Origin of the sequence: Laceyella sediminis, from assembly GCF_003003125.1 — a bacterium.
GTDB lineage: Bacteria > Bacillota > Bacilli > Thermoactinomycetales > Thermoactinomycetaceae > Laceyella > Laceyella tengchongensis.
Genome location: NZ_PVTZ01000014.1, coordinates 47,769 through 62,439, shown reverse-complemented (window position 1 = coordinate 62,439; position 14,671 = coordinate 47,769). Strand labels below are relative to the sequence as shown.

General features: G+C 40.9%; 15 protein-coding genes. 11 read left to right on the top strand and 4 right to left on the bottom strand.

The features are described 5' to 3' along the window. Positions 1–90 precede the first annotated feature (90 nt). Positions 91–1,743, bottom strand: coding sequence for a TcaA NTF2-like domain-containing protein (locus CLV36_RS14400; protein ID WP_106343145.1), 1,653 nt, complete (start codon positions 1,741–1,743; stop codon positions 91–93). Between the two features lie 85 nt (positions 1,744–1,828). Here CLV36_RS14400 and CLV36_RS14395 point away from each other — a divergent pair, with 85 nt between their 5' ends. From CLV36_RS14395 to CLV36_RS14370, 6 genes are all read left to right on the top strand, one after another. Next, positions 1,829–2,965: a hypothetical protein gene (locus CLV36_RS14395; RefSeq protein WP_146130651.1), complete on the top strand. Its 1,137-nt coding sequence runs from the start codon at positions 1,829–1,831 to the stop codon at positions 2,963–2,965. After that, positions 2,962–3,756 (top strand): hypothetical protein, encoded by a 795-nt coding sequence (locus CLV36_RS14390; RefSeq protein WP_106343143.1) that lies wholly within the window; start codon positions 2,962–2,964, stop codon positions 3,754–3,756. The genes CLV36_RS14395 and CLV36_RS14390 overlap by 4 nt, the downstream gene beginning before the upstream one ends. A 296-nt stretch (positions 3,757–4,052) precedes the next feature. Further along, positions 4,053–4,805 carry a hypothetical protein gene (locus CLV36_RS14385; RefSeq protein WP_106343142.1) on the top strand — a complete coding sequence of 251 codons (753 nt, stop codon included), beginning with the start codon at positions 4,053–4,055 and terminating at the stop codon, positions 4,803–4,805. Then, complete coding sequence (locus CLV36_RS14380; RefSeq protein ID WP_106343141.1) at positions 4,805–5,659, top strand: hypothetical protein; 855 nt, start codon at positions 4,805–4,807, stop codon at positions 5,657–5,659. Before CLV36_RS14385 ends, CLV36_RS14380 begins: the two co-directional genes overlap by 1 nt. After that, the gene (locus CLV36_RS14375) at positions 5,656–6,474 is read left to right on the top strand and encodes an ABC-2 family transporter permease (protein ID WP_106343140.1); all 819 of its coding nucleotides are present in this window, start codon (positions 5,656–5,658) and stop codon (positions 6,472–6,474) included. The genes CLV36_RS14380 and CLV36_RS14375 overlap by 4 nt, the downstream gene beginning before the upstream one ends. A 23-nt stretch (positions 6,475–6,497) precedes the next feature. Further along, a complete protein-coding gene (locus CLV36_RS14370) occupies positions 6,498–7,157 on the top strand; it encodes an ABC transporter ATP-binding protein (protein WP_106343139.1) in 660 nt (219 codons plus the stop codon). 70 nt (positions 7,158–7,227) lie between these two features. Here the strand turns inward: CLV36_RS14370 and CLV36_RS17930 are convergent, their stop codons facing one another. Both CLV36_RS17930 and CLV36_RS14365 read right to left on the bottom strand, forming a co-directional pair. Continuing rightward, positions 7,228–7,356 (bottom strand): hypothetical protein, encoded by a 129-nt coding sequence (locus CLV36_RS17930; RefSeq protein ID WP_281257264.1) that lies wholly within the window; start codon positions 7,354–7,356, stop codon positions 7,228–7,230. Positions 7,357–7,676: 320 nt separating this feature from the next. After that, positions 7,677–8,999: a vWA domain-containing protein gene (locus tag CLV36_RS14365; RefSeq protein WP_106343138.1), complete on the bottom strand. Its 1,323-nt coding sequence runs from the start codon at positions 8,997–8,999 to the stop codon at positions 7,677–7,679. 613 nt (positions 9,000–9,612) lie between these two features. Here CLV36_RS14365 and CLV36_RS14360 point away from each other — a divergent pair. Beyond that, positions 9,613–10,488, top strand: a complete 876-nt coding sequence (locus CLV36_RS14360) for a cupin domain-containing protein (RefSeq protein ID WP_102993748.1) — start codon at positions 9,613–9,615, stop codon at positions 10,486–10,488. Positions 10,489–10,659: 171 nt separating this feature from the next. On the opposite strand, the gene CLV36_RS14355 is transcribed toward CLV36_RS14360, so the two are convergent. Further along, positions 10,660–11,100, bottom strand: a complete 441-nt coding sequence (locus tag CLV36_RS14355; protein ID WP_022737721.1) for an endonuclease domain-containing protein — start codon at positions 11,098–11,100, stop codon at positions 10,660–10,662. Between the two features lie 464 nt (positions 11,101–11,564). Here CLV36_RS14355 and CLV36_RS14350 point away from each other — a divergent pair, with 464 nt between their 5' ends. From CLV36_RS14350 to CLV36_RS14335, 4 genes are all read left to right on the top strand, one after another. Further along, positions 11,565–12,506 (top strand): NAD-dependent epimerase/dehydratase family protein, encoded by a 942-nt coding sequence (locus CLV36_RS14350; RefSeq protein WP_106343167.1) that lies wholly within the window; start codon positions 11,565–11,567, stop codon positions 12,504–12,506. A gap of 144 nt (positions 12,507–12,650) precedes the next feature. Beyond that, on the top strand, positions 12,651–13,376 hold the full coding sequence (locus tag CLV36_RS14345; protein ID WP_106343137.1) for a DUF4244 domain-containing protein: 726 nt from the start codon (positions 12,651–12,653) through the stop codon (positions 13,374–13,376). After that, positions 13,377–14,210, top strand: coding sequence for a hypothetical protein (locus CLV36_RS14340; protein ID WP_106343136.1), 834 nt, complete (start codon positions 13,377–13,379; stop codon positions 14,208–14,210). 3 nt (positions 14,211–14,213) lie between these two features. Next, on the top strand, positions 14,214–14,660 hold the full coding sequence (locus tag CLV36_RS14335) for a hypothetical protein (RefSeq protein ID WP_106343135.1): 447 nt from the start codon (positions 14,214–14,216) through the stop codon (positions 14,658–14,660). Positions 14,661–14,671: the final 11 nt, after the last annotated feature.

Here is a 14,671-nt window from a genome sequence, read left to right as displayed (position 1 = left end):
AGAGAGACTTTTCCACCCTTGATATCAAGTATATTATTTCTCTGGATGCTGTGTTGGTGCTTTTCGCCGCTTCTTCCCTACTAACTTGATTCACCAGACACGCCCTAGTTGGATCACTTTAAATCCGAATGCATCCATAGATAAAATATAGTTGTTTGTCAATTTTATCTTCGTCGTGTTGCCAAGTTGAGCTAGTTGATATTCTTCCAACACCCGTATGCTATGTTGGGATTTGTTCAGGATGACATGGCTGTGGCGATCGATCTTGGCCTTAAGCAGTTTCATTGGCGCCTCTTTTTTTCCACGTGTGTTGGTAATGGCCTTCTTCACTTCCTTTTCCGCGGGCGAATCCCATGCAATCAGATCTTGCACGATCTCATAATTCCCCTTGTTAGAAGCTTCTAATTTTTTTTGCGAGAAGGTGTTGATAAATTTCTCCAGATGGGCGTAAAAGAGTTCAGGGGAATCAAGTAAGGAATGATATCCGGGATCATCTGTGTAAGGAAAGGGATTTTGCTGCGTTAGAGGCTTGAGGACGTCGATTTTGTTCAATGCGCTAAGAGATTGAGTGTCTCCATTCTGATCAATCGCGAAGGCGTAGTTGCCAAAGCGCATAAGTGCGTATGTTTTACCGGAGCGGATGATAAGCAAATCTTGGCCGGCCTGTAAACCTCGGAAATGGGGAGACGTTTCTTTCAATGCCCCTTCGATGAGGATATGGCTTCCCACTTCTAGGCCTTTTTGAAATGTGGCCAACCGCACCGGTTCCTGCTTTAACTTTGCCAATTCGCTGAGCACCTTTTGGTATGCTGGCGTGTTGATGACGAGATTTTCAGGCAAATAACGGTCGAAAAGGTGTGATGGCTGTTTTAATTTGCCGACTTCTTTGCTTACGTCATATAGTGTCGTTTTGACCAATGTGAATGTGTTATTTGGCTGGACTTGATACCAAGCCACTTGCGGAGATTGATCTGTTTTTCCTATGATCGGAATGCCGGATTTGTATTCCATTGGGAAGTGAAGACCGGGAATCTCCATGATTCCATCCTGGTTTATGTCTTTGGGGAAGAGAGGCACATGGCTACCAAGCAGATCGGAATAAGGTTCGTCCTCTGCTTGAGGGGCGTTAACCGCCCATGAAGGGGAAGGCACATCTTCCGCTAAAAACACAGGCTTTCCGTTTTTTAGTGTGACAATATAGTAGGTCCATTTTTCATGCTTGTTATTTTCACAGGCCAAGAAAATCGCATGCTTGTTTGCGGTTAGCTTCCCTTTGAAGAAACGACTATCTCTGCAAAAAATATCAACAAACAAATAGCCTTGTTCCAGAACCCACTTTTTGTTTTTATATTTGGCTAGATAGATTCGCATGGCTCCGTTTTCATCGAAGTTTGCAATGTTTTCAAAGAAACCGACCACTTCGGGTTGGTTGTCGTTGTCAAGATCGATGATTTGCACTTTTGGATACATGTATAAGTAGGTGCTTGTCAAATCCCTTAAAATCTTTTTGGCTTCCATCAGGCTCGGCGTTGGTTTTGTTATCCTTGAATAAGGGAGCGGTTGTAGATCGCTTGGCTTTAGGTCATAATATTCGCCACTCTCATAGTAGATGGGATCTTTGTAGATGATTTTCCCCTGTTCTACAAGCCGCCCTTGTGTGCTTGGTGCTGGCTCATTTCCCCACAGTGTGTAACCTGAAATGATTAGAAGGGAGACTAGGAGCCAGATATGCCAATGCTTCATGTTAGACCCCGCTTTCAAGAAATGATAAGATAAAACTGAATATAATGAAAACAAATGATAAACGGCATACTTAGGGGTGGATCGCTTGCGAAACAAAAGGTACGGACAAAGCCACCACTCAACACGCCCTCTTTCATGGTATCGTGGAAAAAACGAATTGAAAATCAACCTCGTCAGCCCGGATACGCAAGAAGTGCGCTTCTCTGAAAGGCATCCCATCATCATGCGTATCTTGACAGTGGAAATTATTCTGGCTGTGATCGCGCTCTTCGCTTATCTGTATGTGTACTCTTATAAAGCCAGTTATTTATCCTATTTTGGCATTCCTCATTATTATACGGAAGTGACCATCGCTGAAATGCTAAATAGCAGTTGGTTGATTGTCACCTTCATCGAGATGTTGCTGTTTGTCATTTATGGGATTATGGCTATTTGCACATATCATATTGTCAATCAGATGGGGATTGCCACCCTACCGCCATGGAAAAAGCGCGGAATCCATGTGCTGGCGCAGATCGTCTGTTTCGTTCTTTTCCTTGGGGCCTATTTCATTTTCTCAAAAGAAACCGATCGGCTTTTTGCCATCTGGGGTAATGCGCAAAGTGATTTTGATTTGCAGTTCATGATTCAAGACTTGTCCACCTTGAATGAAATTCCCTTGATTACATTGATTGTCATTTCGCTTTATGTTTATTTCCAAAAGCGAACCATGCCCGATCGATCACAGCACATCATGTATTGGATCAGCTTTTTCACATTTTTGTTTTCCCTTTTTTTCTTTTTGGTACTCACCTATTCCCATTCAGTGATTCAAGGCCAAGGCGCCGCAATGTATAACCAGGTTTATCCATTTGTCATTGAGGATGGGAAAGTGACTAACAAATTGATTGTGGGCACCTATCAGGACCAGTACCTCGTCGTTCACCTGACAAACAAAAAACGGACCATGAAGACGAGATACGGCCAAAGGCAATTTTACACTGTCGATGACACATACCAACTTATGCCGATCAAAGAAGATGGCCCCAAAGTGGACATCACTGTCACCAATACTACTGGCAAACGGGTCGTAGCAGGAACGGAAAAACAGAAAGAGTTAAAATTCGTGAGATTAAGGCTCAAATACGGGGTTGCGAGAGAATATGATTACAAATATTTGCATCATGTGCAAATGGAATTTGAACCATTTCCTTTAAAAAAACCCGAAGGAGGAATAAAATGAACGCCCTCCCTGTGTTGCTTGTGGCAGTGGCTTTGTGTTTAAGCTCGTGCGCCAATCGTGATCCGGAGCCGGATGTCCTAAAGCCTGTCAAGGTGACGCAATTCAGTAATCGGTTCACCAAATGTTTAGGTGATCAGGGCGGAGGGACGTTGAGAAGCAATGAGACACTTTATGTAACAGATGAGAATATTCCGTTTGATGAAGACAAATCTATGATTCACTACCCGGCATATGGAGATTTTACCGTGCAAAAAGTAACTGATGCTAAGATGGAAGATCGCATGCTCAATGATGGCAATGTGGCCGTTTCTTTTCTACAGATCAAACTCTTGCGGGCCACAGACATCAGAGACGTGCGCATCAAGAGAGCGTTGGACAACAACCCGCAAATGACAGATTATTTTTTGTATGTCAAGTACAGAGTGGAAAACAAAACAGAAGTGCCACTTAAAATAGACAGCACTAACGGTTATCATTACCCCTTTTGCCACCTCAAACTGATAAGGGGTCAAGCCATTCTCCGTGAAGGAACCTTTAATGTGATTAGCCAAGACAAGGTGTTTACCGCTTGGACGAATGATGATTTGACGGAGATTATTGAGCCGAATGTCCCTGTTGATAATTTCATGTTGATCAACTTAAATGAGGTAAGTACAGAAACAGTGAGAGAGGTGGATCGTTTGGAGTTCACCATCGCAAGATTTTTGACATTGGAAGATGAAGAAGTCGCCTCAAAAGGCGGGGATGTCTCTTTTTCATTGCGAGAGTGGCAAAGCATGCGCAAATCATAAAACGGCGCTGACAAAGGGGGATTTTCCTGCATTCTCCCCTTCCAGAGGTGAGGAGGAGTCTTCGCGAATATGTATGATTATTGCGTTTTTTTATTGACTTTAGATTGAATTTTATATTATATAGACTTGTTGTTTTTATTTACAATTGGCGAGGTGACTTTGTAAAGTTTACCTTCTTTCGCTTGATTCTATTTACGTCCGCTTTTAAGTGATGTAGAAGTACTATTATTCATTTTAATTAGAAACCGCATTCAACGTTGAATGCGGTTTATCTTTAGATAGGGGTGTACGAGTACATGGCTGTTTTTAGACAAGAATTATCACGCGCATTTTTGGGGAAAAACTTCTTTCTAGCTTTATTTGTGGCGATTGCTCTTTGCAGTGTTGGGATAATGATGGCTGGTTTACCACGACCAATCGTTGCTGAACAGGCATATTTTCCTTGGGTATTTGGATTAGAGATTTACTCGTTTGTGGTACCGATCATTTGTGTTTGGCCATTTGCGGATACATATGCTATGGAGCGTAATAGCGGGTATCTAAATTTTGTGCGGATGCGGATGGAACATCGTACTTATGTGAGAATAAAGTTGTTAATCAATGCGTTGGTTGGTGGGGTAGTTACTAGTGTTCCCACATTGATGCTCACTATTTTTACTCTAAGTATTTATCCGAAGACGTTTGATGCAGATAACCAAATAGGTGGGGCGTTTTCGAGCTTGTTACCAGAGAATGTCGTGCTTTATATGTTCGTTTATGTGTTCCTTCATTTTGTATTTGGTGTCGTTTATGCTACTTTTGGCTTTGGGTTATCACTCTATATACAGAAGCGCTACCTGATTTTAACGATTCCCTTTATATTCTATCATGTATTTAACTTTTTGTTTGCACAAATTGAAACGCTTAGTGCTTTAAAGCCCCCATCAACGTTTTTACCTCACACTGCGAACTTTTCAACCGGGTGGACTGCTTTTGGCGAACTACTAATTATATTTATGGTTAGTTTAGTGTTTGTTTGGAAAAAAGTATCTAGTCATGAGGTGGAATAATGAATTTTTGGGGTGCTTCATATACTCATTTCATTTGGATTGGACTTAAGCGTCAATTTACGAAAGTCAGGTGGTATGTATTTTTGATAGTTTGCCCTGTCTTATTTTACCAGGAAGCGAACCGATTTATCATTCAGCTAAACAATATGGGAATTCAACAACATGTATTAAATATATGGGACATCTTATTTGATTTGTTCAGCTATAGCTATATTTTCATCTTTATGATTCCGTTTTTTTTATTCTTGGTCAGCGATTTAATGTTTGATCAAGATAGTAAAGAACAGTGGATGTTACGCATTGGTAGTCGTACGGGTTGGTGGTTTGGTAAAGTGGTTATTCTTGCTTTATTAACCTTGTGTTATGTTTTTTTTCTAATGGCGTATGCATATTTGATTGGATTCTTATATCTTCCGTGGGATGAGGGATGGAGCGTGGCTAAGGTACAGCATTTGTTCCCTTTGCCAGTGCAACCACAGATCATAGGGAGCATGGCACCGAGTATCGTCTTGTTTCAAATAGGATGTTTGTTATATTTCGGGTTATTTACTTTTGGTCTTATAACCTTCATTGCATCCATGTATACACGAAGTGAAGTGTGGGGGCTTATTATCTCTTCGTGTATTCCATTTTTGGGCTATGTCTTATTGTTGTTTCGGATTCCGTTAGTAGAGAGTGCATTTTTATTTCCGCGACATTTTGTGTATCACCTATTGGATATAAATGATCTTTTCTCATCTTGGTCTCAAGTAGGTATATCGATTGGGTACTGGATGGTAGTAGCCGTTCTATTATGGATATGGGGTAGTGTAAAAATCTCGAAGGAAGACATAAATCTAGGAGTGGCAGAATGAAAAAAAGATGGTACGCGATCATTGCATGTGGTCTCTTCGTCTTGGTTAGTATGAGTAGCGCCGCTATGCTCCGTTCTTCATCAGGTGGTCATGAAGAGTTAATCACTGTATGGGATCTTGTTATGGTTTCATTGGGGGGACCCATTGCTCAGGATGATGTATCATTTTATGAATGGTCAAAATGGCTTATTCTCAACTTATTGTTCCTTGTATTAATTGGGAACGCTACGTGCAGTGAATGGGTGGAGCGTGCAATATTTGTTTTGCCGCGCTATTCTACGCGCAACAAATGGTGGATAAAGAAGGTTCTTGCATTAGGGGTAACTTCATTTGTTTATTATTTCATGGCTATCTGTACGATTTTAGTGATAGGATCTAGCCAATTTTCATGGGCGGCTCATTTGGGCAAATGGCAAGGAACTGACGGGCCATTGCAGTTTACCGGTATCCATCCATTTACCATGCTAGCATGGGTATTTGTATTATGCTGGAGTACCAGTTTAGCGATGGCAGTCCTACAGCTAGCGTTGGCTGTAAAATGGAAGAGTGTATTTAAGCCAATTCTTTTTATTTCTGTGCTTTATGTCGTTTCTTGTTTTAGTCCTTTATTTGGCAAGCAGTTGATAAAATGGTTCCCAGGCAATCAGGGGATGTTTCTTCGGCATACCATGGTAGATCCGTATGTTCCCAGTTTTAGCCTGTCTTGGTCCTTTGTTTATAATGCGATTGTTTTGATGCTTTCTATGTATATGGGTTATTTGTATGTGAAAAAAGCCGATATATTCGGATATGCGCATAAAGATAGTTTGCAATAAAAACGTAGTCGGAGGTTTTCATGATGGAATCGAAATTGGCAGTGAAATTAGAAAACGTTTCGAAGATCATTGATCAAAAGCAGATACTTAGCCAAGTCAATCTTGAAGTTGCCGAAGGGAAAATTGTTGGCTTAGTCGGCAGAAATGGGTCGGGTAAAACGATGTTATTTCGAATGATTAGTGGTTTTGTTTATCCGACAGAAGGGCGCATTTTTGTTTTTGATAAAGAAGTAGGCAAAGATGGAACCTTCCCGCAAAATGTAGGTGTGATTATCGAAACACCCGGATTTATTCCTGAATATAGTGGCTTTAAGAATTTGAAAATGTTGGCCTCACTAAGAAATAAAATATCTGATGCCGACATTGAACAAGTAATGGAGCAAGTAGGTCTTGATCCCCGTGATAAAAAGGCCGTCCGTAAGTATTCATTGGGAATGCGCCAGCGATTAGGAATTGCACAAGCCATCATGGAACAACCAAAACTCCTCTTGTTGGATGAACCTACAAATGGATTAGACACGGATGGAGTGGAAATGCTTCATCAACTTCTATTGAACTTACGCAAAGATGGGGTAAGTATTCTCTTAGCAAGTCATTATATGGAAGAAATCGAGAAGTTGTGTGATGAAGTTTATAAAGTAGAAAAGGGAACGGTAACGCCGATCACCGATTTTAAAAGTTGAGGCCATATGAGGATGCAATAAGAAACGACGATGAGAAAAGAGATGACTCTCATCGTCGTTTCTTATCTATTTAGATCCATTCAATTGCTAAGCCTAATCCAATTAATGCAACAGCTACAACGATAGCCACAATAATCACATTCGCTCCAAAATCGAAAAGTTTATCAGCCGAATCTTTTTTGATTTCCTCTTTAATCATCATCATCTCCTTTATTCTTCTTATCATAATAAGTATAAGCTTCGATCAACTTACTTTTAACAAAATAAATGAAATTCGTCTGATAAAGATAGTAATGGTAGAAAAGATGAACTGTGGGTAACTCCCTAATTCCATAACTCCTACCAATGCAAAGAGATTATAATAGAATGTGGATACAAATTGATTGATAAAAAAGAGTGGAAACGCAATGGTAAATCCAAAAAGAAGGATGTACAATAGCTTATCTTTGTACAAAGATAAGCAATCTACATAATTTTTTATGACTGAACGACCTCTAAAATATTGATTTGCCTTCGTTATTAGTTGGTATCATATTCATCCATCTTGTTCTCGCCTTTTTTCTCTACGAGTTTTTCTATTTTCTCTTTGTTCTCCTTTAGGAGTTTTATTAAGGAGTCATAACGGCTCTTTCTATATTTGTCAATTTTATCCTCGCGATTATTGATTAACTCTCTGACTTTATCAGCTTCTTCGATAGACAGTTTATCTCTACTCTGCAAATGGCTCACGGCAACTCTCATACGATGTGACTCTGTCATAGATAGTTTATCTATTCCAAGTCCACCAAAAGTAAGTCTTTGCAATTCACGTTCCTTTCGAGTAAATTGTTGAATAATGTTGCTAGTATTTCTAACTTTCCACATTAACCATTGATCCCAGATTTTCATTCTTTGGGTATCAAAATATCGCCGCAACCCTTCATCATTACGGACTGTTGCATATTCGCCGCCGCCAGCCTTAGCGACTTCCTGCAACGCTTTTTGACCTGCATTATCCACATCAAATCCGATAATATTTACCACGGCTTTGACATTGGATTTATTCAACTCTTGCGCCACTTGAACCGGATTCCCGCCACAAGTTTCAATGCCGTCACTTACTACATAAACCAAATTTTCCGAGGGGCCATTTATTTTCGCTAGATCATTTGCCGCTTCTTTCATTGCCAATGCAATGGGTGTCCATCCAGTGGGTTTAAATGCGTCCAACGCCTTGTTAAACCTTTGTTGATCGTATTTACCCAAAGGATAAACGACTTCGGTGCTTTTACAAGAGATGTCTTTATCTTTATCAGCATTGCTGCCTTTATGGCCATACACCCTTAAAGAGACGTTAGCATGTGTGGAAAGTGAAGAAGCAAAACGGGAAACCGCCTGTTTCGCAAGAGTCATTTTGGAAAAGCCGTCGACCTTACCAGCCATGCTTCCTGAGGAGTCAATCAGGATCATGACATTCAACTGCTTGCCTGAAAGCGTTTTTAAGTCACCTGGGTCGCCACCAATAGTATATGTAGTGTCAAATGCATCCAATTTTTTCACATAGGGTTGATAATCCTCTGCAAAAAGTTCAACTAACTTCTGGTATACTTGTTCGCCTGTGAGATTTTTAGGTAGCGTATCTAACTCTTTGTTGGCATTTTCTTTATGATAGGCATCACCCGCATATTTGCCGGGACCTTCTTTTAACATTTCTTCGACTTCTGTCGCATACGCTTTTTTAGTTTCTTTGTTTTGCTCTGCTGTTACTCCCTCTTCTGTCTTGGAGACGGGTGTGGAACAACCGGCAATGGCAACAGAAAAGACAACGAGACCACTTACCACCTTGACATAAAATGAATTCAATTTAATCACCTCTTAAATAAGAATTTATGGTTTGCGATAAAGTAAACCATATATTCTATTGTTCCAATTAGTGTCTTAATCGGCTTCTTCCAGATTACCGGACTTCTCAACTACATCTTTCACTTTACCTTTTAGTGTTTCTGTGATCTCATTATCCTCCCTACCTTTACGACAACTTCCTACATTATATTCCCGCTTTTTTCAGTTCTCACCTAATTAAATGCTAAATGCAGCTAAAAATATCTCTTGCAATAAAATAGATATAGATAATGGCACTGAGCATGAGCAACATAATCGACGGAGCAATGACCAACCCACTTACTAAGGGAATCTTTGGCCCGCCTTTGAATACGAAATTTGCCAACTGGTTATTGTTTTACCCTGAAGTGAACAAGCAACCAGTTTATTGTTCCCAATATTCCTCAATGCCGCCTGGATTGTTGAACAATCATTACTGGTAAGTAGCGGCGGACATGGTAGTAGCAGCGAGGAGGCGTATTCATGAAGGATAGCTGAGTATGGAACACCTGTTCTAAACACTAGCTTCGGGAATGTAGTAATGTATTTTCCCTGACCAGAGTGCATAGGATGTTTTATAAAAACGGTGAAGGGAATGAGCAGAGTGGTCTATCCCCATTATATGAATCCATACCTTTATTACGGCAACTTACCACAGCCTAACCGCCAAGTGTGTGATGCCATACTTGCTGGAATAAAAAGAGAAGCGACGGAGATTGATTTATTGGGACGGCTAGTCAAATTTGCGCCTAATCAAAAGCATAAAAGGGAGATCCTTCAAACGTTAGAAGATGAAAAAGCCTATTTGCATCAATTGACTGATCTGTATGTTATGCTCACAGGAAGACAGCCTGTTTATCAAATCGATCAAGTTCCATTTGACTCTTATGAAGAGGGAATACAAAAAGCTTATGAAGTGGCAACGAGGGATTATAAAGAAAATTGGAATAGTTATTTACTTACCCAACATTCGCCAGTAGGCGAGGTGTTTTTAAGTGCTTGTCATAACGAGATGCATCATGCTAACCGTTTAAGTTCGTTATCGTTCAATCAAGTTGGCATTGAATTAAGGGATTATGGAAAAACACCATTTGTTGTGAATATTGAAAAGGCGACAAAGCAAAATAATACGTACCGCACTGCCTTATGGACAGGAGATCATTTGCAAGTGACCTTGATGTGTATCGGTGTCGGCGATGACATTGGGTTAGAGGTTCATCCCAATGTGGATCAATTCTTACGGATTGAACAAGGGCGAGGATTGGTTCAAATGGGTGATAGCAAAGATCGATTGGATTTTAGAGCAGAAGTTTATGATGATTATGCAATCATGGTACCTGCCGGTAAATGGCATAATTTAACAAACACAGGCAATAAACCCTTGAAGCTTTATTCCATTTATGCGCCACCTGAGCATCCATTTGGTACGGTTCATAGAACGAAAGCAGACGCAATGGAAGCGGAACGATGATCGGAGTCATAAGTGGAGTAAGGTTGTCTGATGAATAGGTAGCGGCGGAGGAATCGTTTTCCCATGTGCTTCACACGTGACGAGGCGCTCATCGGGAAAAGGTTTTTCCGCCGCTTTTACGTCACATAAATGAGCGTGTCTAGATAAATGTAATCCTCATCGAAAAATACTTCACCATATTTGCCACCAGCGTTTGCGGTGGATACCAGTATACTCATTGATTCGCTCTACGCACTTCTCCACTTGTTTATTGATCTGCCATCCTTTGAAGCGCATCACTTTCCAACCATGCTTAGACAAAACCGCCGTTTTTTTCCGGTCGCGTTTCTTTTGTTCCGGACTAGAGTGGAAAGCGGCCCCATCACACTCGATGGCCAGGCGATACTTCTTGATAACCAAATCAACCTGGTAACCACAAGTTTCATATTCGGCCTTGACTCGATAACCTTCACGTTTGAGAGCATCGTATAGACGAATTTGAATGGGACTACGGCTGCATTTGATTCGTTGCCAATCTGGAAATCGTTTGGTCTGGAACAGTTGTTTAAGGTACATTCCAATCCAGATAAGGTAGTCCCGATCGCGACGAAACTGAACAATGAACTTTGCCATACAATGGCCTCCCCTTACTTTATATTTTGTTGCAAAACTAGATCGTGGCCACGTACTTTGTCCCCATCGTTTGACCACTCCGCTAACTTTGCGTTTTTAGCTCAGATGAACTCCGTGTGATTGCCAAAGACGTTAACGACTTTTGAGTATTGGGTAACAGAACCTCATCCTTAAATATATTAATAATTATATGAATGATCAAACATCAGAGGGGATACTTGTAAAAGACCTTTGGAAATCAGGTTATAAATAAGCAAAATCAGTGATCAATGCGTTTCTGGAGAAGCAAATTTAGAAACGTGCATGTTTGTTTTGTTACATTGTTGAAATATTGTTGCACAAAGATTACAAGAAGATTGGTATCATTATTGCAGGGGGAACGTTCATCATCACAACTGTCAAACTGGATATGCAACAAAAGAGGAGAATAGCAGCATGTAATTTAAATTTCCGGGGTGAAACAGATGAAAATTGTGGTAATTGGTGGGGCTGGATTTATCGCTTCACATGTCGTTGATCATTATTTGGCAGAAGGTCATGAAGTGGTTGTTGTAGACAACTTATCCACAGGAAAGCGAGAAAATCTGTATCCAGATGCCCGCTTTTATGAACTAGATATTGTTGAACAACGCGACCGACTTGAAGAGGTTTTGAGAGAAGAACAGCCGGAAGTGATCAACATCCATGCTGCACAAAAATCGGTGCCAAAGTCTGTTGAAGACCCGCTCTTAGACTTGAAAATCAATGTGGAGGGGCTGATCAACGTTCTTGAGATCTGCAAGAAAGTGGATGTCAAGAAGGTGATCTTTGCTTCATCTGGTGGGGCCTTGGCCGGGGAGACCGATCAAATTCCAACACCCGAAAATTTAAACCCACAGCTGATTTCGCCGTATGCCATCAATAAGTTGACATGCGAGAAGTATTTGCATTACTATGCCGCGATTTTTGGCATGAAATATACTGTATTGCGTTACGCAAATATATTTGGGCCAAGACAGATTCCAGATGGTGATTGCGGAGTAACGCCGATCTTCATGAACAATGTGTTGGCTGATCGTCCATCGGTTCTCTTTGCATATGAGGATATGCCAAAAGGAACGACCCGTGACTATCTCTATGTTGGAGATGCTGCACGCGCCAATGTACTTGCTCTGACGAAAGGTGACAATCAGGTCTTTAATATTGGAACGGGGATGGAAACATACACGGAAGACTTGTACCATGTCATTCTCAAGGTTTCTGGCAAAGACCTGCCTCTGGTTAGAGAAAAAGAAAGAACAGGTGACGTGAAACGAAGTGCACTTGATGCTACTCGTGCAAAGAAAGTGCTGCATTGGGAACCAACGGTGAGCTTGGAAGAAGGAATTCAGAAGACGTATAATCATTTTTTGAGCATACAACAATAAAAGAAGTAATAGAACGCCTAAGTGACCTTTGATTAAGGGGCATTAGGCGTTTTTTATTTTGTAATTAACCCTTTCCTCCAATTTCCGGTTGACTTAATATGTTCTTGTAAGAAGAAAAACCCAAACTGGAGGGTGAAAGCTTAGTTGAGTAGACTAACTAGATTTCTGAATAGTCTTGCTAGGGTTTTAAAAAGTCACAAAGGGTCATCGACCATAGAGTATGTAGTGGTCATATCTTGTGGAATTGCCTTAGCACTTTTGCTGGATCAAGTGGTCGCCAGTGCAGAGGTGCAGGGGTTGCTACAACAAAAAATCATGCAAGTGATTACTGGACAGAATACGGTTGTCTCTTTAGATGAAGAGCGCGCAGAAAATAGGGAATCGGGGGAACAATCACTCGAAGAACGAAAAGATGATTTGTTTGGCAGGCCCGAGTGGATGGAAGCCCTCATATCCAGTTACCGGTTCCTTGAGAAGAAAGTGAACGATGGTTTAAGTGAAGCTTGGGAAACGGTGAAAGATAAATCACTCGCATGGTTGACGGATGAAGAGAAAAGCCCCCATCAAAAGTTAAAGGACTTTATGACCTGGCTTCATCCACTGATCATGGCTAATGAGTTGATGAAGCAGGTTAGTGGATTTGATCCACTTGGAAACTTAACAAAATACATAACAGAACATCCTGTTGATTCTGCGGTAACCGCGGGATTTATTCTCTTGTCTCTATTACAACCAGAAATCGGGTTGGCCGGCTTGATCGGCGGGGCGGCTTCTGGAAGCATGTTTGCCGGTGGACTCAGTGGAATTGTAGGATGGGCCGTTTTCCGTGGTATGAGTACATGGCTCGCTGGGGGCCGCATCGGAGGATAGATGGGAAGAGCCTTTTTGCCGTTTGCACAAAGATTAATGAATATCGGAATCTCCGGAGGGGCCGCAGCCTTTGCTGACAGTGTGGTCTTTGATTGGCTAAAAGGGAAGTGGCCGAGTATCAAGAAAGCCAGTATTGCCGCGCTTATTGGACTCACCTTCGGATTTGGTGGTGTCGCTCTTGCCCACCATGGCCAAACCATTGTGTCCAAGATCAACAGCATTCCATTAACGAATGTTTCAGTTTTCAAAGATGGAACAGCTTCTGCGCCCAAAACAGTAGGGGATACTGCTTTTGGATCATGGTTGAAGAAGTTTTCTGTTGAAACAGGGAATGGGGTTAGCGGAAGCGGAAATAAAAAGGTAAAAAGAGATGATCTGGTTCCGGGAAGCTCTGAGCATAAGGCACAAAGGTGGAAAGAGTATCAAGAGAACGGCGGGCAAATGAGTTACAGCCACTGGAGTAAACTGTATGATGGGAATATGGGAAAGCCAACGAAATCTCATCAAATAGTAGATGAGTATAGGAACACACTTCCTTGGAAAGGCTCTATGCAAGTTTCGGTAAAAACTCCTTATGGTAGACGTTTATTGGATATTGCGAATGAGGAAATGAAAAAAGCAATTGAACATAAAACAACGATCAAAGAAGGTACAGTTGGTTATTTTTCACTTAATGAGAGGATACGAGAAGAGGTTGCTAAAGACGCATATCTGGTAAAGGAAGAAGATTGGGATATTACTTGGGTATTTGAAAATGCTGATGCAAGCGAGCCACTTAAGCAAGCACTAAAGGAAAATGGAATAAAAATTAAATTCGAGAATGATGGTGATTAGTTTATGTCAAGAAACAAGTTTTTTTCTTCAAGAGACCAATTCGAAGAGTGGTTGTTTTTTCAATCAGATGTAGTTGAAAATTTTGTTGATGAGTTCGATCACTTAAACTTGGATTTTTCACCTGAGTCATTGATCAGACTAGAACAATGGATTTTAGAAAAGCATCCTTCCCCACAGTCCCTTGTAAAAGACGAAAAAGCTGAAATTCTTGATGGTATCCTACGATATGTAGGGCAAGTCTATGTTAAACAATTGAAAGGAAAATGGAATGTTGTTTTAGATGATCCCCAATATGCTTATTACAGCATGCCAATTGTAACAACTCCAGATGATATGGATGTTTCCCCGTTTTCGGAAATCGTAGCCAGCTCAGATCGTAGACGTGGTGATTATATGTATTCAGTGTTTATGAAAAAGAAGAGACGGATGGAAGAGAATGGTCTTTTGTAACATGATAGGAA